The following is a 25,520-nucleotide window of genomic DNA, read 5'->3' as shown; positions in this document are numbered from 1 at the left end:
GGTTCATAACAGTTTGGCGAGCGACACTTCAGTCGCTTTCACCAATGCCACCACTTCGGTACCGATTTTCAATTCCAGATCCTTGACCGAACGTGTGGTGATGACCGAAGTCACGATACCGGCAGGTGTTTCCACATCGACTTCCGATACGACCGGACCTTCGATGATGGTGCTGATTTTTCCTTTGAATTGATTACGTGCGTTGATTTTTTCGATGCTCATGCTATTTCCTTCGTGTGGGTTAAAAATCTATTTCGATAAAACTGGGTAAACGTACTGCTTAAACAGCCCAGGCAAACTGGTTCACTGTTTTCAGCAGTGACACATCGCCCAGGGAAGAATCATCAGCGTCAGCGGAAGGTGGAATCTGCAATACATGCGCCAGGATTCTTTCTTCCAGTTGCGCAAAAGTGGCATTGCCGCGCGCACGTGGCCGTGCCAGTGGTATGCGTTCATCCAGCGTGATACGGCCATCCTCGATCAGGACAACACGATCCGCCAATGCAATCGCTTCCTGTACATCGTGCGTGACCAGCAAGGCGGTAAAGCCGCGCTTTTGCCATAAGGTTTCGATCAACTGCTGCATCTCGATACGCGTCAGTGCATCGAGTGCACCGAGCGGCTCATCCAGCAATAACAATTCAGGGTCATGCACCAGCGCACGTGCCAGCGCCACGCGCTGACGCTGACCGCCGGACAGGACAGCTGGCCATTCGCCGGCACGTTCTTCCAGACCGACCTGGCGCAAGGCTTGCAGTGCATCATCCTTCTTCGGCAAACCGAGCGCGACGTTATCGAGCACACGCTTCCATGGCAACAGGCGCGAGTCCTGGAACATGATGCGTGTTTCCGGCGGCGTCTTGCCGTCGCCAAAGGTCAGCGTGCCGCTGTCTGCGGTTTCCAGTTCCGCCACCAGGCGCAGCAAGGTGCTTTTACCGCAGCCACTGCGGCCAACCACGGCGACAAATTCACCGGGTTCCAATGTCAGTTCGATCGCTTTCAGTACTTCACGACCGCTATAGGATTTGTACAGGCTCTCAACCGCGACGCGTATGCCACGTCGCGCATCGGGCGTAGCAGACAATACTTGCTGTTCTGTTTGATTAATGTGCATAACCTGTCTCATTCTTAATGACGGTAACCGGGATGCCAGCGCAACCAGTAACCCTCCAGCGTGCGTGATACCACGTCAGCCAGCTTGCCGAGCAATGCATACAGCAGGATGCCCACCAGTACGATGTCGGTTTGCAGGAACTCACGTGCATTCATCGTCATGTAACCGATACCGGATTGCGCCGAGATCGTCTCCGCCACAATCAATAGAACCCATACGAGACCCAGCGAGAAACGCACACCCACCAATATCGAAGGCAAGGCACCAGGCAAAATCACATCGCGATACAGCGACCAGCCCGACAAGCCATAGCTCTTCGCCATCTCGATCAGGCCTTTATCGACCGATCGTATGCCGTGGAAGGTGTTCAGATATACCGGGAAGAACACCCCCACCGCGACCAGGAAAATCTTCGAAGTTTCTTCGATACCGAACCACAGGATCACCAGTGGAATCAGTGCCAGCGCCGGAATATTGCGAATCATCTGCAAAGTGGTATCCAGCAAGGTCTCTGCGGTCTTGAAGGTGCCAGTCAACAGACCCAGCAACAAGCCCAGCCCGCCGCCTACCGCGAAGCTGGTAGTCGCACGCCACAGGCTGACCTTGACGTGGGTCCACAATTCTCCGGACAGTGCCAGCTCCCATGCTGCTTTCGCTACGGCAAACGGCTCCGGCAAGATGCGGCTGGAGAGCCAGCCAATTTGCGAAGCGAGTTGCCACACACTGATTAACAGGACAGGCACTATCCACGGCACCAGTTTTTTCAAACCGCTGGCGCGCCAGGTTGACGGTGTCTTGGCTGCGGCAGTGCTGCCGGTTGCGAGGTTGGGAAGAACGGCACTCATCAGAATTCCTTAGCTCTGTGAAACTTTAGGCAGGATGTCATTGGAAATGACCTCACCGAATGGGCCGGTCAAGACCGCTTCACCCGAACGTTCCCGGCCTTTTCCCAGCAATGGGAATACCAATTCGGCAAAGCGATAGGACTCCTCTAAATGCGGGTAGCCGGACAGGATGAAGGTTTCGATACCGAGGTCTGCATATTCCTGCATACGTGCGGCCACCGTTTCCGGATCACCCACCAGTGCAGTACCTGCACCACCACGTACCAGCCCTACCCCGGCCCACAGGTTAGGCGACACTTCGAGCTTGTCCCTTTTACCGCCATGCAATGCAGCCATGCGGCGTTGGCCTTCCGAATCCATCTTGTTGAAGGAAGCCTGCGCCCGTGCGATCAGATCGTCGTCGACGTACTTGATCAATTCATCAGCTGCTTTCCATGCCTCTTCATTGGTTTCGCGCACGATCACGTGCAGGCGTATGCCGAACTTCAGGGTACGGCCGTGTTTAGCGGCACGTGCACGCATGTCGGCAATTTTTTCTGCCACTGCTGCTGGTGGCTCACCCCAGGTCAGGTAGACATCGACTTGTTCTGCAGCCAATTCATGCGCTGCTGGTGACGAGCCGCCGAAGTACAGCGGCGGATATGGTTTTTGTACTGGCGGGTACAAGGTCTTTGCGCCCTTGACCTGGATATGTTTGCCTGCGAAATCGTAGCCGGCATCACCGCCCTCACCCGACAGGGAGGCGCGCCATACTTTCAGAAACTCATCGGTGATTTCGTAACGCTCGGAATGACTCGCATGCAAGCCATCCGCTTCCAGTTCGGCCTGATCGCCACCGGTCACGACATTGATCAACAAACGGCCTTTCGACAAACGATCGAAAGTAGCTGCCATGCGCACGGCAAGACCTGGTGTACTCAAACCCGGGCGTACCGCGACCAGGAATTTCAGTTTCTTGGTTTCGCCGATCAGACTTGATGCGGCCACCCATGCGTCTTCGCACGAACGGCCGGTCGGCAGCAATACGCCGTCGTAACCCAGCGTATCTGCCGATACAGCGACCTGTTTCAGATAATCGAAATCAACCTGACGCGCACCTTTGGAAGTACCCAGATAACGGCTGTCGCCATGTGTCGGCAAAAACCAAAATACATTCAAACTCATGATCTCATTCCTTCAAACAAACTGGCGCTAGCGCCTTGCTGCATTACTTAACGCTTGGCCGAGACCAGCGCATCCTTGACTGTGATTTTTTTCGGGATCAGTTTCAGATTGCTGAATACGTCTGCAATCTTTTGCTGTTCTGCGATGACTTCTGCGGTTACCGGCTTAACGCCGTATGAGTAACGCTTGGCTGCCAGCTCTACACTCGGTTGATCGAGACCGGTCTGCGCCGCCAATATATTCGTGACTTCTTTCAGGTTCTTGCTGCTCCACTGGTCAACCTGATCCAGTTCGTCCAGCAAGATGGAGATAATTTTTGGATTCTTTTCGGCGTAGGTGCGCGATGCCAGGAAGAACTGGTGATTAGCAACGATGCCGGTACCGTCAGCCAGTACCCGTGCACCGATTTGCTTTTCCGCTGCGGCCAGGAATGGATCCCAGATCGCCCACGCATCAACACTGCCGCGTTCAAACGCTGCACGTGCATCTGCTGGGGCGAGGAAGATGGTTTCGATATCTTTGTAGTCGAGGCCTGCTTTTTCCAGCGCCTTGACCAGCAGGTAATGCACATTCGAACCTTTGTTCAGTGCGACTTTTTTGCCTTTGAGGTCGGCCACGGTTTTCAGGGTCGAACCCTTGGGTACGATAATCGCTTCGCTGGTCGGCGAAGGTGGCTCATTGCCGACATACACCAGGTCCGCACCTGCCGCCTGCGCAAAGATAGGTGGCGCTTCACCTACCGTGCCGAAGTCGATGCTGCCTACATTCAAGCCTTCCAGCAGTACCGGACCAGCCGGGAATTCTGTCCATTTCACTTCTATGTTTTCTGCTGCCAGGCGCTTCTCGAGCGAGCCGCGGCCTTTCAGGATCACCAGCGTGCCGTACTTCTGGTAACCAATACGTAACACCGTTTTGTTTTGTGCCCCGACGAAATTCGGTAAACCGATACTAAGTGCACCTACTGCTGCCGCTGACAAATATCCCAATGTGCGGCGCTTGGCCTGACGCTTATCGTTCGCATTGCTCATGTCGTTTTCCTTGTTATGCAAAATTTTGAGAAAAAGTTTCCCCACCGGTGCCGCAGCACCGATTTTTTCCAACTACCGGATAGATATTTGTGCGGCTAAGCTATGGACGTAGCAGCGTTCAAACTAACGCTCAATCAAACACTGCAACGCACACTGGAGAAAGGAATCGAGTCGAACTCGTTGAGTGCTACTTCATTCAGCGCAGACAAGCTGGCGGAAAGGTTCTCTATGCCATCGCTTACGCGTTTGGCAATCGCAGGATCCAGTGTCAAACCCTGCTCTGCAGACCAGTTGATCTGCAAGTCCGTCGCATAAATGCTCGGCAATACATGCTTGGCATCCAGCGCCGACAACACAGGCCGCAAACCATAATCGAGAGCCAGCATATGAGACTGGCTGCCACCTGTTGCCAGGGGCAAGACCAGTTTCCCACGCAAGCCATCCTGTGGCAGCAGGTCGAGGAAGGCCTTCAGTATCCCGCTGTACGCCGCCTTGTAGACCGGCGTAGCAATCACAACTGCATCCGCCTGTGCGACCTGTTCCCGTGCCACCCGCAACAACTCATCATTGAAATCTGCATGCACCAGTGCCTGGGCAGGCAAATCACGTACATGCAGCTTCACATAACGATGTCCGAGCAGTGCCAGTCTTTCGCCTACGTGATGCAGCAAGCGGGTAGAACGTGACGGTGTTGAAGGACTACCCGCGAGCAACAAAATATTCATTTCTGTTCCAAAGAATGATGCAGATTATTTTTTACCTGGTTGATAGATCTGGTCGAACACGCCGCCATCAGAGAAGTGCTTCTTCTGTGCTGCTGTCCAGCCGCCTACATCCGCAATCGTGTACAACTTCAGTTTCGGGAATTGCGATGCGTATTTCTTCGCTACTTTTTCATCAATAGGACGATAGTAGTTTTGCGCTGCGATTTCCTGACCTTCGGTCGAGTACAAGTACTTCAGGTAAGCTTCAGCAACTTTGCGTGTGCCGCGACGATCAACGACTTTGTCGACAACTGCAACTGGTGGCTCAGCCAGGATACTGGCGGACGGAGCAACGATTTCAACCTTGTCCGGGCCGAGTTCCTTGATTGCCAGGATGGCTTCGTTTTCCCATGCCAGCAGCACGTCGCCGATACCGCGCTCAACGAAAGTAGTGGTCGAACCGCGTGCACCGGAATCCAGTACTGGTACGTTTTTATACAGTTTCGAGATGAAGTCGGTTGCTGTTGCTTCAGTACCGCCTGGTTGTTTCAATGCATACAACCATGCTGCCAGGTGGTTCCAGCGCGCGCCGCCCGATGTTTTAGGATTTGGTGTGATGACCGATACGCCTGGTTTTACCAGATCGTTCCAGTCCTTGATGCCTTTAGGATTGCCTTTACGGACCAGGAACACGATGGTCGAGGTGTAAGGCGAGCTATTGTGCGGCAAGCGTTTTTGCCAGTCTTTAGCCAGCAGGCCATGCTCTGCAATCGCGTCGATGTCATATGCCAGCGCCAGGGTGACCACGTCTGCTTCCAGACCGTCGATCACGGCACGGCCTTGTTTGCCGGAGCCGCCATGCGATGTTTTCAGTTTGAGGTCATCACCGGCTTTAGCTTTCCACTCTTTAGCGAAAGCTTTGTTAAATTCCTGATACAGTTCACGTGTCGGATCGTACGAAACGTTCAACAACGACACTTCGGCAGCGTGTACGCTAGGCGCAACCAGCGCAATTGCGAATGCCGTTCCTAGCAATTTCTTCAGCAACATTTTCTTCCCCTTGAGCGATTTCGTTTCTGGAGATTGAAGATTAAATTGCTGCCGACAAAAACAAAACGAATTGTTTCTTCGTTCCTTATGCGTTTTATGCATAAGGAATATCTCGTCTTCTGCTGAAGAATCCCATCTTTTCCAGCTTGCACCCCATTCTTCATTTGTTGCTAGACTAAAAAAGCCAACCCTGAAAGGAATGCATGCAATGAAGTATCAGCAACTTGGAAAAACAGATATCAAAGTAAGCAATATCGCACTTGGCACCATGACCTGGGGCGAACAGAACACCGAAGCAGAAGCCCACGCGCAACTGGATATGGCGATCGCCGCCGGCGTCAACCTGATCGACGCCGCCGAGATGTACCCGGTACCACCCAAACCCGAAACCCAGGGCCTGACCGAACGCTATCTCGGCACCTGGCTCAAAAAATCCGGTAAACGCGATCAATTGATCATCGCCACCAAAGCCGCCGGTCCGGCCCGCCTGCCACACCAGCCACAACATGTACGCAATGGCCAGACCAGTTTTGACCGCACCAGCCTGACCGAAGCTTTAAATGGCAACCTGGAACGCCTGCAAACGGATTACATCGATGTGTATCAGTTGCACTGGCCGGATCGCAGTGTGAATATTTTCGGCCGCCAGAATTACACGCACTTCCCGGATGAAGAAACCGTGCCTATCGCCGAGACCTTGTCGGTGCTGGCTGATTTCGTCAAACAGGGCAAGATACGGTACATCGGCGTATCGAATGAAACGCCGTGGGGACTCGCGCAATTCCTGCGCGCATCGGAACAATTGAACTTGCCGCGCATCGTCAGCATCCAAAATCCTTACAGCCTGGTGAATCGTTATTTTGAAATCGCCTTGTCGGAGTTCTCGCATCAGGAGCAGATAGGTTTGCTCGCCTACTCGCCACTCGCGTTCGGTGTGCTATCCGGCAAATACCTGAACGGTGCACGCCCGGCCGACGGTCGCATCACCCTGTTTGAACGTTTTGTGCGTTACAAGGCGCCGCAAGTGGAAACAGCAGTGGCGGCCTATGTCGCACTGGCGCACAAGCATGGTCTCGATCCTGCGCAGATGGCATTGGCATATGTCAACACACGACCGTTTTTAACGAGTACGATTATCGGTGCAACCACGCTGCCACAATTACAAAGCAATCTGGACAGCATCAATCTGGAACTGGATGAAGCAGTATTGAACGGTATCGAAGAAATCCACAACCGCCATCCGAATCCGGCATCATGATGCCAGCATGAACGTGTAAGCAGGGTTAAACACCCTGCTCACTGATAGTCAGGCAATACGCATTAGCCAATAAGTAAACGCAGCACTTCTCCCATGAAAGGAAGGTCATGAGTAAAACTTATAACGTCGCTGTTGTCGTCGGCAGTCTGCGCAAGGACTCCATGAATCGCAAGATGGCACATGCGCTCATCAAGCTGGCACCTGATTCATTAAGCCTGCACATAGTGGAAATCGGCGATCTGCCGCTTTTCAATCAGGACCAGGAAGACACGCCTACGCCTGCTATCAGTGATTTCAAGCACAAGATCAAAACGGCAAATGCAGTACTGTTCGTTACACCTGAATACAATCGCTCAGTGCCTGGCGTGCTGAAAAATGCGATCGATACCGGCTCACGACCATACGGCCAAAGTGCATGGAGCGGCAAACCCGGCGCCGTCGTCAGCGTCTCGCCGGGTGCGGTCGGTGGCTTTGGCGCCAATCATCATTTGCGTCAGGTGCTGGCGTCGGTCAATGTACCGACCATGCCGCAACCGGAAGCCTACATCGGTAACGGCGGCAAGCTATTCGATGCGAAAGGCGATATTACCGAGCCCTCGACCGCTGAGTTTCTGAAGAAATTCCTGATCGCTTTCGATCTCTGGATAGAACGCAATATCTGAGCTGTAAACTGAAAACGGCGTAACAAGGTGAGTGTCCTTGTTACGCCGTTTTTTATTATATCTTCCTTATTACAGCATTAGAGCGACTGTCGGTTGAATGCTTACCGTTGACACGTTTGTCTCCTGCGGACACTTTTTTAGGAGACCCAGCACGATACATTGCTTTACGATCTCTCGGAGCTTGGTTTTCCTCTTGCTTTTCCTCCAAAATCGAGTCTACAAATCATCAACAGTCTCATCGATCCGGCATTCATCGCGGAGCCTTAGGATGGATATACCAAGTTACTATCGCGAAGGGCACAAAAATATTATCCTACTCAACAAGTCGCAAATTGCAGCTGGATGCAATAGCTTTTACTTCATCAGTGTAAAGTGGATTGTCATTGAAGTATTTATAGCCACTTCGTGTGCGAATGTAATTGGTATAGCTAATTGCATGTTCATTGTTTGCGCTACATGCGAAAAACAGCGCGTACTTCGTGGTTTCTGGAAGAGCACCCGCGTGAGGGGTCGACCGATGAACGATTCGAAAATTGAAGAGCACAAGGTCACCCACCTTGTTAGGTATTGAATAACCGCTTGGATTGTACGGTTTGATGCTCTTGATAAGTCCGAGCTGCAAAGCCTTTTGTTGTAGCTTTTTCCAAAAATTCGGCCTCCCTGCAATTTTGTCTGGCTCGTTGTGAGAGCCTGGAACAACGTCAAGCCCTCCGCCAGATGAACCGTTTTCCTGAAGATAAATTGCTGCATTAAACATCAAAAAATCGCGCTCCCATTGGAACATATGGCCTCTAGATTCTTGAGAGCCAGTGTCTTTATGCCAGCCTCCGTAGCCTGATTTATGAGCGCCCATCTCTGGTATCAAAGCAGCATCATCGCCTGCAATCGATTTTATACATGCAATGAATTTTTTATGCTCCATAAGCCAACGAAGTTGTGGGTAACGTGTCCAGAGGTTGTTTCTTGTACTCCGACTACCGTTACCACCGTTTTCGTCGCCTTCGAACGTACTATCAGAATCGAAAATATTCATCAAATCAAGGCGAAGCTTGGCAGATTCTTCAGTTGTAAAAACAGACTCTACTAGTAAATATCCATTTTTATGAAATTCAGTTTTTTGTTCTTGATTCAGCATATTCGTTCCGGCTGGTTGAATTGGACAGATTATAACAAGCAGTAGTCGGCAGTTGGTCATTAAGGTGACAGCACGATCCAACCTTCATGCTCATCCATCGATAAACAAAGGCCACAAAATCACCAGCCAGGTGGCCCCTGCCAGAAACAAGGCAAGCATTACCGCAGCACTGCCAAAATCCTTGGCATTCTTCGACAATGGATTGCGCTCCAGCGAAACGCGATCAACGACTGCTTCAATCGCCGAGTTCAATAGTTCGACTATCAATACCAGCACAAACACACCGATCAACAAAAGCTTCTGCAATGCGGACACTGGCAACAGCAATGCGGCTATCGTCGCGATCACAACGACAAACAATTCCTGCCGGAATGCATGCTCACCTTTCCATGCCGTCTTGAAGCCCGCGATCGAATATCCAAGTGCGGAAACGATGCGCTTCAAGCCGCTTTTGCTTTTAAATTCGCTAACAGGTTGTTCTTGATTAGTCATGCAATACACGGTGTAGGTGGAAAACGATAAGACTGCATCAACATGCAGTGCAGCAAACTGCTGCGATTATCGGCGCAAGCCTCACCGGGCACAAGCGCCGGAGAGGAAGCAGGAAAACAGCGATTATCACCGGATAAACGTGAACATGACGTTAAGCAAGCTTGTCCTTCTGCAATTAAATGAAAGTAGACTTTTGTCATCTTTCACAATGTGATATAAAGTCTGGACTGCAATGCACAAACCAGAACATGAAAACAGCAATAAATGCAGAGACGGACAAAACCTCGATACAAGTCATAGAACGCATGGTGGCGCTGCTGGATGCCCTGGCACTATACCCGGATCCGGTCAGCCTGAAAGAGCTCTCCAGCGTTACCGGTCTGCATCCTTCCACTGCGCATCGCATCCTCAACGACCTGGTTATCAAACGCTTTGTCGACCGTTCCGAACCCGGCACTTACCGGCTCGGCATGCGTCTGCTTGAACTGGGCAATATCGTCAAAAGTCGCCTCGATGTGCGTGAAGCGGCGCTGGATCTGATGCGTCACTTGCACCGCAAAACCAATCAAACCGTAAATCTGTCGGTACGGCAAAACGATGAAATCATCTACATCGACCGCGCCTTCTCGGAACGCTCCGGCATGCAGGTGGTACGCGCCGTCGGCGGTCGTGCGCCTTTGCACCTGACCTCGACCGGCAAGCTCTTTCTGTCCATCGATGAACCGCGCATGGTGCAGGCATATGCCACCCGTACCGGTCTCGCCGGTCACAACAAGAATTCGATTACCGACCTGAAGAAGCTGGAAGGCGAACTCAAGCAAGTGCGCCTGCACGGTTATGCACGCGACAATGAAGAACTCGAACTGGGCGTGCGTTGCATGGCGGCCGGCATCCATGACGACACCGGCAGGTTGATCGCAGGTCTCTCCATCTCGGCTCCGGCAGATCGCCTGCAGGAAGAATGGCTGGCTGATCTGATGGATACGGCCAAACAGATTTCAGCAGCGCTGGGCTATAGCGAAACACACTAAACACAGCAGCTATTCGAGTGGCAATAAAAAAAGGCGAACCGTAGTTCGCCTTTTTTATTATGTATTGCGCTTAACTCTCAACCGGTCTGCGCTTGCCCGCAACGTTTTGCGGGTGCTGGGTTTCCAGCCACTTGCGTATGCGTGCTGCGTCACCGAGACGGGAGAACTTGCCTTTGGAATCCAGGAAGATCATGACGATAGGACGACCATTAATATTGGCTTGCATCACGAGGCAGCGACCTGCTTCAGAGATGTAGCCGGTCTTCTGGATACCGATTTCCCAATCAGGATTATTGACCAGACGATTCGAATTTGCGTATTGCAGGGCACGACCACCTGGTTCAACTACATATTTGGTATCGGTCGAATACTGGCGCAGTATCGAGTGATTGGAAGCTGCGATCACCAGCTTGGCCAGGTCGGCAGCGCTTGCCACGTTATTGCTGGACAGGCCGGTCGAGTCTACATAATGCGTCCCGTTCATGCCGAGTGTACGTGCTTTCGCATTCATCGCTGCGACGAAAGCGCGGAGGCCGCCCGGGTAGTGACGACCCAGTGCCGATGCAGCGCGGTTTTCTGAACTCATCAATGCAATGTGCAGCATGTTTGCACGGGACAATTGCGAACCGACGCGCAGACGTGACGAACTATTTTTTTCGCGATCGATATCTTCTTCAGTCACTTCCAGGATTTCATTCATATCCTGCTGTGCTTCAACCACGACCAGGCCGGTCATCAGTTTGGTGATCGATGCAATCGGCAAAGTCACGTTCGCATTTTTTTCAAACAATACGGCCGATGTCGATTGGTCCAGTACCAGCGCGACGTTCGATGCGAGTGCCAAAGAATCGCGTGTCATGTTGAGACCGGCGATGTCGCCTGCAGTCAGCACCGGAGGCACGACTGTCATGACTGGTTTCGCTACGCGTTGGTAGATGACTTTCTTTTTGCCGCGGACGACGACTTCTTTCTTTACCAGCTTTTCATTGCTGTTCAGCGAAGTAGTGGTACGTGCCTGTTTGGTGTTTTTGCCGGATGCCGCTGCCTGCTTGCTGCCTGCTCTACCTGTGCTCTTGGCCGGGGCTGCGGCTTTCTTGCTGCCGGTGGATTTAGTGCTGCTGGTCTTTTTGGATGCGGTTTTGGCCGTTGCTTTGGAAGCTGATTTGGCTGGAGCAGCCGACGCAGCCTTTTTGGCAGTCGACTTTTTAGCCGTAGAAGAGCTCGGCTCTTTAGCCAGCGCCGTGGGGGCGTTGAAAATGACAAATAACGAAAAAAATATCCCCAGCGCGGACTTAAGCATCTGCGACTCCCCAAAACGTACGATGAAATATGGCTTGCAGTTTAGCAAATATCGGAAAATGTGCAAGATAATTAGGTAGTTAGCTGTTTTCATTAATCTATTTTCTAACTATCGATATCTTTTTTTTCACACTATTGGTGCAATTTTTATGAAAAATAATGAGGATTTTGGCGGAAATTAATTTCCGCAAAACAATGGTTTTCATAGGAGAGTAGTCTGAAACGAACTACTTTTTCACCACAAAAGCCACCCCTATTACAGCAAGCAACATGCCTGCGATCCCGATCAGGCTAAAGACCTCGCCGAACGCTGCCCATGCCATCAAGGCAGTGGTTGGCGGTGTCAGATACAGGAGGCTGGTGACTTGTGTCGCTGCGCTTTTTCGTATCAGGGCAAACAACAGGAAGATCGCGCCTATCGAAAGTGCAACCACAGACCATAGCAATGCGCCTATGAAGCTGGGGGTCCACTCCACAGTCTGCAAAGCGGGGGAGAAATCTTCGAAGATCATCGCCAGCGGTACCACCACGACAGAAGATGCCGCGAACTGGATGATAGTGCCGGTACGCAGATCAAAGTGCGGGCAATAACGCTTCTGGTACATGGTTCCTATCGTAATCGACAGCAAGGCCATCACGCACAGCGCAATGCTGCCCCAGGTCAGGCCGATCACCGTGATTTTGTTGGCCACCACCAGCGCGACACCGCACAGGCCAAAGATCAGACCTATCCATTGCCGCGGCCGTACCCGCTCACCGATTAGCGGTGCGGCAAAGGCTGTCAGCACCGGCTGCATGCCGACGATCAGCGCCGACAAACCGGCCGGCATGCCGAGCTTGATCGCGCACCAGACGCCAGCCAGATAACCCGCCTGCACCAGAATGCCGGCCACGGCGATGTGCCGCATGGTGCCGACCGGCCACGGCGCACGCAGCAGCAAAACCAGCGGCAGCAGGATGATGAGTACGCCGATAAAGCGCAAGGCGAGGAAGGTCAGCGGCGGCGCATAAGGCAGGCCGAATTTCGCGACGATGAAGCCCGTGCTCCAGATCAGTACGAAGAAAAACGGCATGGCTGCCAGCCAGGGACTAGTGGTACTGCGTGCTTCTGTGGACATTTCTGCTTTCTGTGCGGCGTCTATGTGCGCCCGCATTATCTTTGTCGCCGCCCCATACCGGGAAAACGGCCTTACTACAGCGGGAAAGCTCTGTTTTCCGGGCTGGATATTGATTTTGTGCAACGCAACAAAAAAGTACTTGACATGCCGTTTGCAATGGCTAAAAATGAGTTCATGTTGCGACGCACAACAGAATTTTAACCCATGTAGTTAGATATGCCCTTCATATAAAGGAGTAGCCCATGTTTACTATCCCAGAACAATTTTCCGCTGCCACCAAACATCAGTTTGAAGCACAACTGGCAATTCTGAATTCGCTGGCCAGCACCACGTTCGACAGCGTACAGAAAATCGTCGATCTGAACCTGAATGCCGCAAAAACATCTTTGCAGGAATCCAGCGCAACTGCACAGAAGCTGGCTACCGCCAAAGACCCGCAAGAATTCTTTTCGCTGAGCGCTTCACACGCACAACCGAATGCTGAAAAAGCATTGGCGTATGGCCGTCACCTGGCCAGCATCGCGACCAGCACCCAGGCTGAATTTACCAAGGCCGCAGAAACACAAATCGCTGAAACCAATCGCAAGGTCTTGTCGCTGATCGACGAGCTGAGCAAGAACGCACCAGCTGGTTCGGAAAACGCGATCTCTATCCTGAAGTCGGCAATCGGCAATGCCAACGCCGGTTACGAACAACTGTCGAAAACCACCAAGCAAGCGGTAGAAGCACTGGAAGGTAATTTGAACGCTGCGGCAAATCAGTTTGTCAGCGCAGCAGAAAAAACCACCACACGCACACGCAAATCGTAATACGTCACCGAGTCTCCTCACTGGCCGCAGACTCACACTGCAGCGCCATTTTTATGCCCCCTACTGCGGGGCATTTTTTTATCCTGTTTTTTAATTCAGCGCCTGCCGACGGCGATTGCACGGGCGAGGATGACGACCGGCACGATAGCGATCAGGACGATGGTCAATGCAGGTAGCGCCGCTTCACCCAAGCGTTCATCGGATGCCAGCTGATGCGTAATCACCGCCAGCGTATCGAAGTTGAACGGGCGTATCGTCAGCGTCGCAGGCAACTCTTTCACCACATCGACAAAGACCAGCAAACCAGCCGTCAACACACTGCGCCAAAGCAAAGGCACATGTATGCGCATCAGCATTGCGCCGAGTCCGTCACCGAGACTACGTGCGCTGGCATCCATCGCCGGAGTAATCTTCAGCAAACCCGCTTGTACAGTCTGGAAAGAAACCGCGAGGAAGCGCACCAGGTAGGCATATACCAAGGCGATCACGCTACCGCTCAATACCAGTGCCACGCCGTGCTGCGCATTCCAGTTATCGAGATAGGACAAAGGAATCAGGATACCGACTGCAATCACCGCACCCGGTATCGCATAGCCCATGCTGACGATGCGATTGCAGAGTGCTTGCACCTTGCTGTTGGACACGCGCGCTGCATATGCAAGCAAGACGCAAATCGCGACCGCGATCAGGGCGGTGACGCCGCCGAGGATGATCGTGTTTTTTAACCAGCCTATATAGCGTGCGCTGAAGCTGATTGCTTCTTCCTGCCACAACAAGTGCAACAGAATGGCCAGCGGCGCGACGAAACCCAGCACGACCGGCAACGCGCAGAAAGCCGTCGCCGTCCAGCCCTGTCGACCTTGCAGCGTCGTCAATCTTTGCGCCGCGCTACGCGCCCCCACTGCGTAGTAACGTGCGCGACCACGACTCTTTTGCTCCATCAGCATCAGCGCCATCACGGCCAGCAGCAACACACCAGCGATCTGCGCAGCAGCGTTACGATCAGAAAAGATGTACCAGGATTTGTAAATGCCTGTCGTCAGTGTCGGCACCCCGAAGTAGGCGACGGCACCATAGTCAGCCAGCGTTTCCATCAGCGCCAGTGCAATCCCGGCGACGGCAGCAGGCCGCGCCAACGGCAGACTCACCTGGAAGAAGGCTTGCCACGGACTCGCACCCAAGGTGCGCGCCGCATCCCACATGCGCGGACTGCGTTCGATGAAAGCATTGCGCGCCAGCAGATAGACATATGGATACAGGACAAAGGCGAACAGCAAACCAGCACCGCCGACCGAACGTATCTGCGGGAACCAGTAGGTCGGTCCCTGCCAGCCAAACAAGGCGCGCAAGCCGCTTTGCACCGGACCGGTAAATTGCAGGAAATCAGTGTAAGCATACGCGACCACATAAGCCGGCATCGCCAGCGGCAGGATCAGCGCCCATTCAAAGAATTTTTTACCGGGGAAATTGAAGACGGCGACCAGCCACGCACAGCCTATCCCCAGCACGGCGGTCAGTACGGTGACGATCAGCGCCAGCAACAGACTATTGCCTATATATTCCGGCAGCACCGTGGCCCACAAATGCGCAAAGGTACTGAGCTCTGCACTTTCACCGCCTGACAGCAGGTTGGACAGCACACCGGCGACCGGCATGCCGACCAGCACGGCGATCGCAAGCGAAACCAGCAGCAAGGGATGCAGTGATCCGCGTTGTCCTTTATGCACGCCCATAACCCTGTATATAAAAAAGCACGAATACGCCCGCGACGGGCGAAACGAGAATTATAATCAATAGCCCGTTTCATCCCGCCAATTATTTCCGGAACACTGTGCCTCATGTCAGCCATTCCTCTCCCGCCCGCGCATTTACAGGTTGAATCTATCCGCGTCGGCTACCAGCTCGGCACGCAGATGCATGAGATCGTGCACAGCCTGTCCTTCGCCTTGCAGCGCGGCGAGATCGGCTGCCTGCTCGGGCAATCGGGTTGCGGCAAGACGACCGTGCTGCGCGCGATTGCCGGCTTTGAATCGCTGATTGCAGGACGTATCGCACTGGGTGGCAAAGAGCTCAGCAACGCACAGCACACGACCGTGCCGGAAGCCCGCCACGTCGGCGTGGTATTCCAGGACTACGCCCTGTTCCCGCATTTAACCGTAGGCGACAATATCGGCTTCGGCTTGCGCAAGTTAGCCACCAGTGAACGCAATGTACGGATTAAGAAATTACTGGAACTGGTCGGCTTGCAGGCACAGGAAAAAAAATTCCCGCATGAACTCTCCGGCGGTCAGCAACAACGCGTCGCACTGGCACGCGCACTCGCGCCGCAACCTGATCTCTTGCTGCTGGACGAACCTTTCTCCAATCTTGATGTGGATTTGCGTGAACGACTCGCCAGTGAAGTACGCGACATCCTGAAAGAAGTCGGCACCACCGCGGTACTGGTGACACATGACCAGCATGAAGCATTTGCGATAGCCGACCAGATCGGTGTGATGCAGAACGGCGTCATCGTGCAATGGGATCAGGCGTACAACCTCTACCATCGTCCGGCCAGCCGCTTCGTCGCTGACTTCATCGGCCAGGGCGTATTCGTATCCGGCACCGTGGATCAGCAGGATGTCGCGATAGAACTGGGGACCTTGCCGCTATGTCAGGGCTTGCCGGTTTGTGCGGTGGATACGCAAGGACAAGTGGATGTCTTGCTGCGTGCTGACGACGTGATACATGACGATAACAGTCCGCTGAGGGCGGAAGTGATACGCAAGGCTTTCCGCGGCGCAGAATTCCTCTACACCCTGAAGCTGCCTAGCGGCCAGCAATTGCTGGCACTGGTGCCCTCACATCATGACCATGCATTAGGTGAACGTATCGGCATACGCCTTGAAGCCGACCACGTCGTGACCTTCCCACGGCAAGGCTAAGACCGCCGCCTGTTCATCACAGGTGCTGCAGCTCCAGCTTGCGCCGCTTCAACTCTGCCAGCAATTTGTCAAAGGCCAGCGCGCCCTGCTCTGCATCGCCCTTGACGCCCAGTTCGATATGACGGCGCGTATTCGCATCACCGACACTCGGCAGGCTGAATACTTTGACTTGCGGGAATTCGTTCTCTATCTCTTCCATCAGCGGCGTCAGTGCCGATTCCATGGCCTGGTAGACCAATACTGATTTCTCGAAGTGCGCGAACTGGTGGAACAGATGTGGATAGTGGGTATCGAGTATCCATTCAATCATCGGCCACGCCATTACCGGGAAGCCCGGCATGAAGTAATGCGCACCACCGTTGCCGTGACGGATCGCAAACCCGGGAATCTTGTTGTATGGATTCGGTACAATCTCCGCACCTTGCGGGAACTCACCCATCTTCAGGCGATGCAGGTTTTCCGGCTTGTTCAGATCAAACGGTACATTCGCTTCCTGCGCCATCTCCAGCATGCGTTCCTGGATTTTTTGTTTTGCTTCCGGATGCAGCTCGACCGGCACGCCGAGCGCTGCCGCCGCACATTGCCGGGTATGGTCGTCCGGCGTCGCACCTATGCCGCCGCAACTGAAAACGATGTCGTCGCTGGCAAAACCGCGCTTCAGGGTCGCGGTAATTCGGGCCCTATCATCACCCACCACTTCCACCCAGGACAGGGACAAGCCGCGTGCCGCCAGCAGCTCCACCACTTTGGGGAAATGTTTGTCACTGCGTTTGCCGGAGAGGATTTCGTCGCCGATGATGATAAGTCCGAATGCCATGTTCTTCCTTCTTGCGTCAGGGATGAGGTGTGTGTGTAGGGTCGGTCTGATCGTTTTCCGATGCAGGCAAGGCAATCATGCTCTCTGTCGCCGCTTTCGCTCTTTCCGCTGCGGCCTGTTCGGCGCGATACTGCGTCAGTGCATCCATGCAGTAATGCTGGAACCACAAGCCACTGAAGATGAAAACCAGCACGTATAACCAGATCGCACCCGCTGCCAGCACCGGGAAAAAGATTACCGACAAAGCGCCACCCAGCCACAGCAAGGTCGGCGCAGCGCCCATCGCGCCAGTAATCGCACCGATCACCAGCAATTGCCAGCGGTGTATCCGCAAAATAATTTTGCGCTCCGCCGGATCGGCATGATCGGCCAGCGCGTCATACGCCATCACGCGATACGTCAGCCAGCCCCACAGCAGCGGCTGGATGATAAAGGTCAGCGGTGGTATCAGCGAGAGCGGCAAGGTAATCAGCCACAGCACGAGGAAGATCGTGAAGGATGAAGTCGACATCCACAGACTGCCGAAGAAAGTGCCGCCCTTGCGTGCTTCCAGATCCTTGTAACGACGGCTGCCTACATGTTTGACGATGGCCGGCATCGCCATCACGCCGACAAAGATCAGCGCCGTCAGTATCATCAGCGGCAACAAAATCCACATCGCAATCAGCGGCACCACTACGGTCTTGAGTGCCCCCATGCCTAGCCACATCAGCAACTCGTTGGTGACGCGAAAGCCGTCATTTTCTACAAAGTAATTTTGCAGCCAGTCAATCATGGTTTGCAGGTACAGCCACAAACCTATACCCCAGACGATAATCGACAACACAAACGGGATCACGCTCAGCATCAGCATCCTGAAATGCAATTGCGATAAAAGTGCTCGTCCGAAAGAAGTGAATACCGGGCGCATGATGAAAATATCCTTAGAAAAATCTATTCCGTACCGACCTGCCTGGGCAAGAAAACCTCACCCTGTACGGGTCAGCCATTTTACCGTGTCGGCCTGCAGCGCGCCTGTCCCGGCCTCATGCCAGCGCCGCGGGCTGTTAAAACCAATTCCACCTGCTACAATCTGCACCACTTTCTGATTACATTTTTAAAGGAACCACATGGCTACCACCTCGACCTCCTCCGGCCTGCAATACGAAGACAAAGTAGTAGGCGACGGCGCTGAAGCAACAGCAGGCGCACACGTAACCGTGCATTACACAGGCTGGCTGCAAAACGACGACGGCAGCGCAGGCGCCAAATTTGATTCGAGCAAGGATCGCGGCGATCCGTTCCAATTCCCACTCGGCGCTGGCCATGTGATCAAGGGCTGGGACGAAGGCGTACAAGGCATGAAAATCGGCGGTACCCGCACCCTGATCATCCCATCGTCGCTCGGCTACGGCGCACGCGGCGCAGGCGGCGTCATTCCTCCGCACGCTACCCTGATTTTTGAAGTGGAATTGCTGGGCGTTTAAGACTCGTTCCGCTACGCTTCCGACTTCACGGATACACCTGTCAACTTTCTTAAAGGAACAGATATGAACCTGCAAGAGCAATTCGAACTAGCACTGGCCGACTCCAAGACTTTACCTGAGCGTCCGGACAACCTGACGCTGCTGAAAATCTATGGTTTGTTCAAACAGGCCAGCGGTGGCGATGCGACCGGTGAACAACCTGCGATGACAGACTTCGTGGCCCGTGCCAAATGGGATGCGTGGAACAATCTGAAAGGCACGTCGCAAGACGATGCCAAGCAGCAGTACATAGACCTGGTGAATGATCTGAAAGGCTGATTCATCACCCAACAAAAAGCCCCGTCATGACGGGGCTTTTTTATTTGACTCAGGGCAAACACTCAAGCCGCTTCAGCAAAATACTTCTTCATATTGCGCGCTACTTTCTCCTGCAGCGGGCCAGCGAAGGCCTTGAACAGGAAGTCCAGTGTGATATCGATTTGCGCTTCCTTCTCGCGCAAAGCCAGCGTACCGGCCACACCGCTACGCTTGAACGACAGGGTATCGCCATCCCATTGCGTGCTCATATCAAATTCTGCCGCCATTTTGTCCGCGACTTTTTGTGCTGCGTCTTTTGCCTGTTGCAGCGGGAGCTGGTGCTCCTGCGTGATACTGATATCTGCCATGTGCTTACTTCTTCGCTTTCACTTCCGGGTTGAGTAAATTCGGTGGTCGCTGGCCGCTCATCGCCGCTGCCAGATTGGCCGACGCACAATCTGACATCGCCCGGCGGGTTTTTTCCGAGCCGCTACCGATGTGCGGTGTCAGTACCACATTCGACAAGGTCAGGAAGTCGGGATGCAAGGCCGGCTCGTTTTCGAACACATCCAGGCCAGCCGATGCGATGCGCTTCTCACGCAAGGCAGCGATCAGCGCCACATCATCGACGATACCGCCACGCGCAATATTGACCAGCGTTGCAGTCGGCTTCATCAGCGCCAGTTCAGCCGCGCCGATGATGTGATGCGTTTGCGGCGAATACGGCAAAACCAGAATCAGGTGATCGGCACTGCGCAGCAATTCTTCCTTGCTTACATAGCGTGCATTGTTGGCATACGCTTCCTGCTCCGGTGTCGCACGCGAGCGATTGTGATAAATCACATTCATGTCAAAGCCCGTTGAACGACGTGCTATCGCCTGCCCGATGCGGCCCATGCCGAGGATACCGAGCGTCGCACCGTGGATATCGGCACCGAGGAAGCTATCGAAACGCCAGTGCTTCCAGTGACCGGCACGCAGCCAGTGCTCGGATTCGCACACGCGGCGCGCGTTCGACATTAACAGGGTCCACGCGTAATCAGCGGTGGTTTCATTCAGTACATCCGGCGTATTCGTGACCATCACACCGGCAGCGGTTGCTGCTGCCACATCGATATTGTTGTAACCGACAGCGACGTTGCAGATGGCTTTCAATTGCGGATTGGCGGCGATCACTTCTGCCGTTATTTTTTCACTGGCGGTAACCACCACCGCATCCTTGCCCTGCATTTTTTGCAGTAATTCAGCAGGGGAAAAAATCTTGTCTTCCTGATTCGACTCGACATCAAACTGCTGCTGCAAGCGTTCAATCACGTCGGGAAACGTCGCGCGCGCGACGAGTACTTTCGCCTTCATATATCTCTCCTCAGGTGAAAAAAATGAACGTCATTAAAACAAACAGGGGAATCAAAATCACACACGACCAGACCATATAACCGAAGAAGGATGGCATCTTGATACCGCGTTCCTCGGCTATCGCCTTGACCATCATGTTCGGTGCATTCCCGATATAACTATTGGCACCCATGAAAACCGCACCGCAGGAAATCGCTGCCAGCGTAGCTGCCAGTGTAGTCATCAGGGTCTGCGCATCACCACCGGCAGTATTGAAGAAAACCAGATAGGTCGGTGCATTATCGAGGAAAGAGGACAGGATGCCGGTCGCCCAGAAATACATGGCATTGATAGGCTGGCCGCTGCCATCGGTGACGGTGCGCACGATACCGGAAAAAGCACCCGCTTCACCGGCACGCAGCATCGCAATCACCGGAATGATGGTGATGAAAATACCGGCAAACAGCTTGCCGACTTCCTGTATCGGTCCCCAGGAAAATTCATTACCACTGCGTGCGCTCTTGGGTGTCACTGCCAGCGACAGGAAAATCACCACGATCAAGGAAGCATCGCGCAACAGGTTTTGCAGCTCCAGCGTATTACCGAACAGTACGTAGGAAATGCCGGGCTTCCAGAAACCGCTCAGCAATACCATGGCTACGATCACGCCCAATAAAACGAAATTGATTTTACCCTCGAAGCGGATTGCTGAATCCGGTGTCGGGTCCAGTTCAGGCGGCTTCACTTCTTCGCGCTTGTGATAGTAGTGGCTATCCAGCAGGTAAAAAATAATCAGCAGCGCTACGCACAGGAATATGGTCGGCGCGAACAGATGTTTGACCGTCCAGAAGAAATCGACCCCTTTCAGGAAGCCGAGGAACAGCGGCGGATCACCCAGTGGTGTCAGCGCACCACCGGCATTCGCGACCAGGAAAATAAAGAAAATCACGATATGCGCCGCGTGCTTACGATTATCGTTAGCCCGTATCAGCGGACGGATCAAGAGCATCGCCGCGCCGGTGGTCCCCATAAAGCTGGCAAGGAAAGTACCTATCGCCAGCAAGCCGGTATTCAGGGCTGGCGTACCGTGCAAATTGCCACGTACACAAATCCCGCCCGCCACCACAAACAGCGAGGTAATCAGGATCAGGAAAGGAAAGAATTCGGCGACAAACGCATGTACTGCACCATGTATGGCAGTCGACGCACCGAAAAAATAGGCGCAAGGCAGCAAAAAAGCCAGCGACCACGCAGCAGTCAGCTTGCCGAAATGATGATGCCAGAATCCCGGCGTCAACAATGGGCAAAGTGCGATGGAGAGCAATAAACCGGCGAAGGGAATCCCCCACAAAACTGACAGGCCGTTACCATTTAATTCTGCCGCGCCACACAGGGCCGGGCTCAGGGCAAGCATACCGACGAGGAAATTTGCGCGCATGGGGACTCCGTATTGAGGGGATGCCATTTTAGCCCAGAAAAATTATGTCCACTCAGCAATCCCGGGCGAATCTGCAGACCTATTCCTGGCGAAAAAATGCACGCTGCGCCCGCGCCTAAGACGCCCGGCGCATTTACTTATTTGGAATCGGTATAAGAGCGGTTTGTGGGAAACAGCGATTTGCCTTAAAATACAACGCTTTGCGGCTGCAATCAGGCGGGTCTTAAATGCACCCCGCCGCGACCTGGCAGCCGATGCTTACTTCCAATATTTACAGTTAGGACTGGTATGACCCACGTAGTAACCGATTCCTGCATTCTTTGCCGTTACACAGACTGCGTAGATGTGTGTCCGGTTGATTGCTTCCGCGAAGGCCCGAATTTCCTGTCTATCGATCCGGATGAATGTATCGACTGCGCAGTATGCGTAGCTGAATGCCCTGTCAACGCCATCTATGCAGAAGAAGATGTGCCGGCTGACCAGCAGCACTTCATCAAGCTGAACGTCGAACTGTCGCGCGAATGGCCATCGATCACCAAAACCAAACCTCCTATGGCCGAAGCCGAAGAGTGGAAAGACAAAACCGACAAGCTGCAGTATCTGGCACGCTAAGCTGCCGCACCCCGGACAAAACGCCCTCTGGTTCGCCACAGGGCGTTTTTTATTGTGTGGCGCGGCAACAAATATTATTGTCTTTGAAGCAATTAATTTACGCTTTGCATCCGATATGCGTTGTTAAACGTAGAATAGTTATCAATGGTGCATTGCAATATAATGGCTTTGTCCCGACAATCAATTGACCAACGCCAACGAAAGAAGCCTCTATGCTTTACCAATTGCATGAGCTCAACCGCAGTCTCCTCAGCCCCTTGATCCAATGGGCGGAAGCATCGTCCAAGTTGTTCAGCGATCCTGTTTCTCCATTGGCCTATGCGCCTTTTGCGCAGCCTATCGCGGCCGGTTACGAATTGATGTATCGCCTCGGCAAGGATTACGAAAAGCCGCATTTCGGCATCAGCTCGGTCGCGATCAAGGGCAAGGACGTCAAGATTCTTGAAGAAGTGGCAGAAGAAAAATCTTTCTGCACGCTGCTGCATTTTAAGAAGGATTTGAGTGCGAAGGCCTTTGCTGCGCTCAAGCAACCGACCATTTTGCTGGTTGCGCCATTGTCCGGCCATCACGCCACCCTGCTACGCGATACCGTGCGCAGCCTGCTGGTCGAGCATGACGTCTACATCACCGACTGGCGCGATGCGCGCATGGTGCCGCTGACTGAAGGCCCGTTCCACCTGCACGATTACATTTACTACATCCAGGACTTCATCCGTCAGCTCGGCCCTAACCTGCACGTGATTTCGGTGTGCCAGCCGACCGTACCGGTACTGGCTGCGATTTCGCTGATGGCCTCTGAGCGCGATCCACACCTGCCTAAATCAATGACCATGATGGGCGGCCCCATCGACCCACGCAAGTCGCCGACCCAGGTCAACAATCTGGCTACCGAAAAGCCGTATTCATGGTTTGAAAACCAGGTCATACACAGTGTGCCCGCCAGCTACCCCGGCTTTGGCCGCAAGGTTTATCCGGGGTTCCTGCAGCATGCCGGTTTCATCGCGATGAATCCGGGCCGTCATGCACAAAGCCATTGGGACTTCTACATGCACTTGCGTGAAGGCGACAACGAATCGGCGGAAGAGCATCGCAAGTTTTACGATGAGTACAACGCAGTGCTGGACATGCCTGCGGAGTATTATCTGGAAACGATCAAGACCGTATTCCAGGAACACCGCCTGCCGCTGGGTACCTGGGAAGTCGAAGGCAAGCTGGTCAAGCCGCAAGACATCAAGACCGTTGCGCTGTTCACCATCGAAGGTGAACGCGATGATATTTCCGGCCTGGGCCAGACCCATGCAGCGCAGGAATTGTGTTCGTCCATCGCCAAATCCAACAAGCAGCAATTCACCGCACCGCAGTGTGGGCATTACGGTATCTTCTCCGGTCGCAAATGGCGCGAGATCATTTGTCCGAAAATTACCGACTTTATTGCGAAGCATTCTTAATTAGCGCAGCCCGAAGCAAAAAAATCGGGCTGCAGCACCCTTCCCGCCCTTTTCTATTTGGCGCAGTCGCCCGGATAAGACGATAATCTTGTTTTATCCCTTACACGCCTGCTGTGTCACCACCTAGCCAAAAATCGCTCGCCGATCAGCTTGAAGATCTGCTGCCCCAAACGCAATGTACGAAGTGCGGCTATCCCGCATGCCGTCCGTATGCGGAAGCGATAGCCGACGGTAGCGCCAACTACAACCAATGCCCGCCCGGCGGTATCGAAGGCGTGGCGCGTATGGCGCAATTGCTGGGCAAACCTGTCATCCCTATTAATCCGGTCAACGGTCATGAACGGCCGCGTCCGGTTGCCGTCATCGACGAAAGCCTGTGCATAGGTTGCACGCTGTGCATACAGGCGTGTCCGGTCGATGCCATCGTCGGCGCCGCCAAGCAAATGCACACCATCGTCAACGACCTGTGTACCGGTTGCGATCTGTGTGTTGCACCGTGCCCGGTCGATTGCATCGCGATGGTCGATGTCACCCCCGGCAAGAGCGGTTGGGATGCGTGGTCACAGGCGCAAGCGGACGACGCGCGCGCGCGCCATGATTTCCGCACGCAGCGCCTGCAACGCGAAAAAGAAGAAAACGATGCCCGCCTGGCCGCCAAGGCCGCATCCAAACTGCAAGCCGTGCAGGCAGAAACGCCGGTTTCGGAAGAAGAAAAAGCTGAACAGGCACGCAAGAAAGCCATCATCCAGGCCGCGATAGAACGCGCCCGCCTGAAAAAAGAACAAGCGGAAAAGGACGCCAAGTAAATGAATGCAGAAAAACGACGCGAGATCTTTACCCGACTACGCGCTGCCAATCCGCACCCGACTACCGAACTTGAATACCAGACCCCGTTCCAGTTACTGATCGCTGTGCTGCTGTCGGCACAAGCCACCGATGTCTCGGTCAACAAGGCGACCCGCAAACTGTATCCGCATGCAGGCACACCGAAGAAAATCTACGCGCTCGGCGTCGAAGGCCTGATGCCTTACATCCAGACCATCGGCTTGTATCGCACCAAGGCGAAGAACGTCATTGAGACCTGCCGCATCCTGATCGCCGAGCATGGCGGCGAAGTGCCACGCACGCGCGAAGCACTGGAAGCGTTACCGGGAGTCGGTCGCAAGACTGCGAACGTGGTGATGAATACTGCTTTCGGCGAACCGACGATAGCGGTTGACACCCACATCTTCCGCGTCTCGAATCGCACCGGCCTGGCGCCGGGCAAAAACGTCGATATCGTCGAACAGAAGCTGATGAAATTCGTCGCACCGGAATTCCAGCAGGATGCGCATCACTGGCTCATCCTGCACGGACGTTACACCTGTATCGCACGCACGCCGAAGTGCTGGAATTGTGTGATTGCGGACTTGTGTGAATACAAGTCCAAGACACCGCTACCTGCCAAGGGCGTATAAGCCCCCGGCTTTACACT

Annotated in this window: 28 protein-coding genes; 11 read left to right on the top strand and 17 right to left on the bottom strand. The window is 53.7% G+C overall.

Translation table 11 applies throughout. The annotated features are described in order from the left end of the window. Positions 1–3: 3 nt before the first annotated feature. The 7 genes from DBR37_RS05195 to DBR37_RS05165 all read right to left on the bottom strand — a co-directional run bounded on the left by DBR37_RS05195 (position 4) and on the right by DBR37_RS05165 (position 5,905). Positions 4–222: a molybdopterin-binding protein gene (locus DBR37_RS05195; RefSeq protein ID WP_124573425.1), complete on the bottom strand. Its 219-nt coding sequence runs from the start codon at positions 220–222 to the stop codon at positions 4–6. Between the two features lie 58 nt (positions 223–280). Next, the gene (locus tag DBR37_RS05190; RefSeq protein WP_124573424.1) at positions 281–1,114 is read right to left on the bottom strand and encodes an ATP-binding cassette domain-containing protein; all 834 of its coding nucleotides are present in this window, start codon (positions 1,112–1,114) and stop codon (positions 281–283) included. 14 nt (positions 1,115–1,128) lie between these two features. Beyond that, a complete protein-coding gene (gene ssuC, locus DBR37_RS05185; protein WP_233588281.1) occupies positions 1,129–1,959 on the bottom strand; it encodes an aliphatic sulfonate ABC transporter permease SsuC in 831 nt (276 codons plus the stop codon). Positions 1,960–1,968: 9 nt separating this feature from the next. After that, on the bottom strand, positions 1,969–3,117 hold the full coding sequence (gene ssuD / locus DBR37_RS05180; protein WP_199739078.1) for an FMNH2-dependent alkanesulfonate monooxygenase: 1,149 nt from the start codon (positions 3,115–3,117) through the stop codon (positions 1,969–1,971). A 53-nt stretch (positions 3,118–3,170) separates the two neighbouring features. Next, the gene (locus DBR37_RS05175) at positions 3,171–4,151 is read right to left on the bottom strand and encodes a sulfonate ABC transporter substrate-binding protein (protein ID WP_124573422.1); all 981 of its coding nucleotides are present in this window, start codon (positions 4,149–4,151) and stop codon (positions 3,171–3,173) included. Between the two features lie 134 nt (positions 4,152–4,285). Beyond that, positions 4,286–4,876 carry an NADPH-dependent FMN reductase gene (gene ssuE / locus DBR37_RS05170; RefSeq protein WP_124573421.1) on the bottom strand — a complete coding sequence of 197 codons (591 nt, stop codon included), beginning with the start codon at positions 4,874–4,876 and terminating at the stop codon, positions 4,286–4,288. 24 nt (positions 4,877–4,900) lie between these two features. Further along, on the bottom strand, positions 4,901–5,905 hold the full coding sequence (locus DBR37_RS05165; protein WP_124573420.1) for a sulfate ABC transporter substrate-binding protein: 1,005 nt from the start codon (positions 5,903–5,905) through the stop codon (positions 4,901–4,903). A 208-nt stretch (positions 5,906–6,113) separates the two neighbouring features. Between DBR37_RS05165 and DBR37_RS05160 the strand changes: the two genes are divergently transcribed. After that, positions 6,114–7,163: an NADP(H)-dependent aldo-keto reductase gene (locus DBR37_RS05160; RefSeq protein WP_124573419.1), complete on the top strand. Its 1,050-nt coding sequence runs from the start codon at positions 6,114–6,116 to the stop codon at positions 7,161–7,163. Positions 7,164–7,270: 107 nt separating this feature from the next. Beyond that, complete coding sequence (locus tag DBR37_RS05155; RefSeq protein WP_124573418.1) at positions 7,271–7,825, top strand: NADPH-dependent FMN reductase; 555 nt, start codon at positions 7,271–7,273, stop codon at positions 7,823–7,825. Positions 7,826–8,138: 313 nt separating this feature from the next. Here the strand turns inward: DBR37_RS05155 and DBR37_RS05150 are convergent, their stop codons facing one another. Both DBR37_RS05150 and DBR37_RS05145 read right to left on the bottom strand, forming a co-directional pair. Then, positions 8,139–8,960, bottom strand: coding sequence for a phytanoyl-CoA dioxygenase family protein (locus DBR37_RS05150; RefSeq protein WP_158610228.1), 822 nt, complete (start codon positions 8,958–8,960; stop codon positions 8,139–8,141). 90 nt (positions 8,961–9,050) lie between these two features. Next, positions 9,051–9,452 (bottom strand): diacylglycerol kinase, encoded by a 402-nt coding sequence (locus DBR37_RS05145; protein ID WP_124573416.1) that lies wholly within the window; start codon positions 9,450–9,452, stop codon positions 9,051–9,053. Between the two features lie 248 nt (positions 9,453–9,700). On the opposite strand from DBR37_RS05145, the gene DBR37_RS05140 reads away from it, so the two are divergent. Further along, positions 9,701–10,483, top strand: a complete 783-nt coding sequence (locus tag DBR37_RS05140) for an IclR family transcriptional regulator (protein WP_124573415.1) — start codon at positions 9,701–9,703, stop codon at positions 10,481–10,483. Positions 10,484–10,553: 70 nt separating this feature from the next. Here DBR37_RS05140 and pbpG read toward each other — a convergent pair whose 3' ends face one another. Both pbpG and DBR37_RS05130 read right to left on the bottom strand, forming a co-directional pair. Beyond that, positions 10,554–11,783 carry a D-alanyl-D-alanine endopeptidase gene (pbpG, locus tag DBR37_RS05135; protein WP_370454229.1) on the bottom strand — a complete coding sequence of 410 codons (1,230 nt, stop codon included), beginning with the start codon at positions 11,781–11,783 and terminating at the stop codon, positions 10,554–10,556. Between the two features lie 226 nt (positions 11,784–12,009). After that, a complete protein-coding gene (locus tag DBR37_RS05130) occupies positions 12,010–12,900 on the bottom strand; it encodes a DMT family transporter (protein WP_124573413.1) in 891 nt (296 codons plus the stop codon). Between the two features lie 242 nt (positions 12,901–13,142). Between DBR37_RS05130 and DBR37_RS05125 the strand changes: the two genes are divergently transcribed. Next, positions 13,143–13,709, top strand: a complete 567-nt coding sequence (locus DBR37_RS05125; protein ID WP_124573412.1) for a phasin family protein — start codon at positions 13,143–13,145, stop codon at positions 13,707–13,709. 95 nt (positions 13,710–13,804) lie between these two features. Here DBR37_RS05125 and DBR37_RS05120 read toward each other — a convergent pair whose 3' ends face one another. After that, the gene (locus DBR37_RS05120) at positions 13,805–15,436 is read right to left on the bottom strand and encodes an iron ABC transporter permease (RefSeq protein WP_233588280.1); all 1,632 of its coding nucleotides are present in this window, start codon (positions 15,434–15,436) and stop codon (positions 13,805–13,807) included. Between the two features lie 111 nt (positions 15,437–15,547). Between DBR37_RS05120 and DBR37_RS05115 the strand changes: the two genes are divergently transcribed. Beyond that, a complete protein-coding gene (locus tag DBR37_RS05115) occupies positions 15,548–16,633 on the top strand; it encodes an ABC transporter ATP-binding protein (protein ID WP_199739044.1) in 1,086 nt (361 codons plus the stop codon). Positions 16,634–16,649: 16 nt separating this feature from the next. On the opposite strand, the gene DBR37_RS05110 is transcribed toward DBR37_RS05115, so the two are convergent. After that, positions 16,650–17,450, bottom strand: a complete 801-nt coding sequence (locus DBR37_RS05110; protein WP_124573410.1) for a molybdopterin-binding protein — start codon at positions 17,448–17,450, stop codon at positions 16,650–16,652. A gap of 16 nt (positions 17,451–17,466) precedes the next feature. After that, positions 17,467–18,360, bottom strand: coding sequence for an EI24 domain-containing protein (locus DBR37_RS05105; RefSeq protein ID WP_233588279.1), 894 nt, complete (start codon positions 18,358–18,360; stop codon positions 17,467–17,469). Positions 18,361–18,559: 199 nt separating this feature from the next. Between DBR37_RS05105 and DBR37_RS05100 the strand changes: the two genes are divergently transcribed. Then, positions 18,560–18,916, top strand: a complete 357-nt coding sequence (locus DBR37_RS05100; protein ID WP_012078588.1) for an FKBP-type peptidyl-prolyl cis-trans isomerase — start codon at positions 18,560–18,562, stop codon at positions 18,914–18,916. Between the two features lie 63 nt (positions 18,917–18,979). Next, positions 18,980–19,234 carry an acyl-CoA-binding protein gene (locus DBR37_RS05095; RefSeq protein WP_124573409.1) on the top strand — a complete coding sequence of 85 codons (255 nt, stop codon included), beginning with the start codon at positions 18,980–18,982 and terminating at the stop codon, positions 19,232–19,234. 62 nt (positions 19,235–19,296) lie between these two features. Here the strand turns inward: DBR37_RS05095 and DBR37_RS05090 are convergent, their stop codons facing one another. From DBR37_RS05090 to DBR37_RS05080, 3 genes are read right to left on the bottom strand one after another with little or no spacing between them, the layout of a single operon-like run. Then, positions 19,297–19,581 (bottom strand): polyhydroxyalkanoic acid system family protein, encoded by a 285-nt coding sequence (locus DBR37_RS05090; RefSeq protein ID WP_124573408.1) that lies wholly within the window; start codon positions 19,579–19,581, stop codon positions 19,297–19,299. Between the two features lie 4 nt (positions 19,582–19,585). Continuing rightward, entirely contained in the window at positions 19,586–20,569 is a 984-nt protein-coding gene (locus DBR37_RS05085) for a D-glycerate dehydrogenase (protein WP_124573407.1), read from the bottom strand. Between the two features lie 10 nt (positions 20,570–20,579). Then, positions 20,580–21,986, bottom strand: coding sequence for a sodium:proton antiporter (locus tag DBR37_RS05080; RefSeq protein ID WP_124573406.1), 1,407 nt, complete (start codon positions 21,984–21,986; stop codon positions 20,580–20,582). 288 nt (positions 21,987–22,274) lie between these two features. Here DBR37_RS05080 and fdxA point away from each other — a divergent pair, with 288 nt between their 5' ends. The 4 genes from fdxA (at position 22,275) to nth (ending at position 25,503) form a co-directional block, all read left to right on the top strand. Further along, on the top strand, positions 22,275–22,598 hold the full coding sequence (fdxA, locus tag DBR37_RS05075; protein ID WP_124573405.1) for a ferredoxin FdxA: 324 nt from the start codon (positions 22,275–22,277) through the stop codon (positions 22,596–22,598). 212 nt (positions 22,599–22,810) lie between these two features. Next, entirely contained in the window at positions 22,811–24,046 is a 1,236-nt protein-coding gene (locus DBR37_RS05070; protein WP_124573404.1) for a polyhydroxyalkanoate depolymerase, read from the top strand. Positions 24,047–24,159: 113 nt separating this feature from the next. Then, on the top strand, positions 24,160–24,852 hold the full coding sequence (gene rsxB, locus DBR37_RS05065; RefSeq protein ID WP_124573403.1) for an electron transport complex subunit RsxB: 693 nt from the start codon (positions 24,160–24,162) through the stop codon (positions 24,850–24,852). Next, positions 24,853–25,503, top strand: a complete 651-nt coding sequence (gene nth, locus DBR37_RS05060) for an endonuclease III (RefSeq protein ID WP_124573402.1) — start codon at positions 24,853–24,855, stop codon at positions 25,501–25,503. The last annotated feature ends 17 nt before the right edge of the window (positions 25,504–25,520 follow it).

This window comes from Herminiimonas sp. KBW02 (assembly GCF_003852535.1).
Classification (GTDB): Bacteria; Pseudomonadota; Gammaproteobacteria; order Burkholderiales; family Burkholderiaceae_D; genus Oxalicibacterium.
This window is presented reverse-complemented; position numbering and strand designations above follow the sequence as displayed.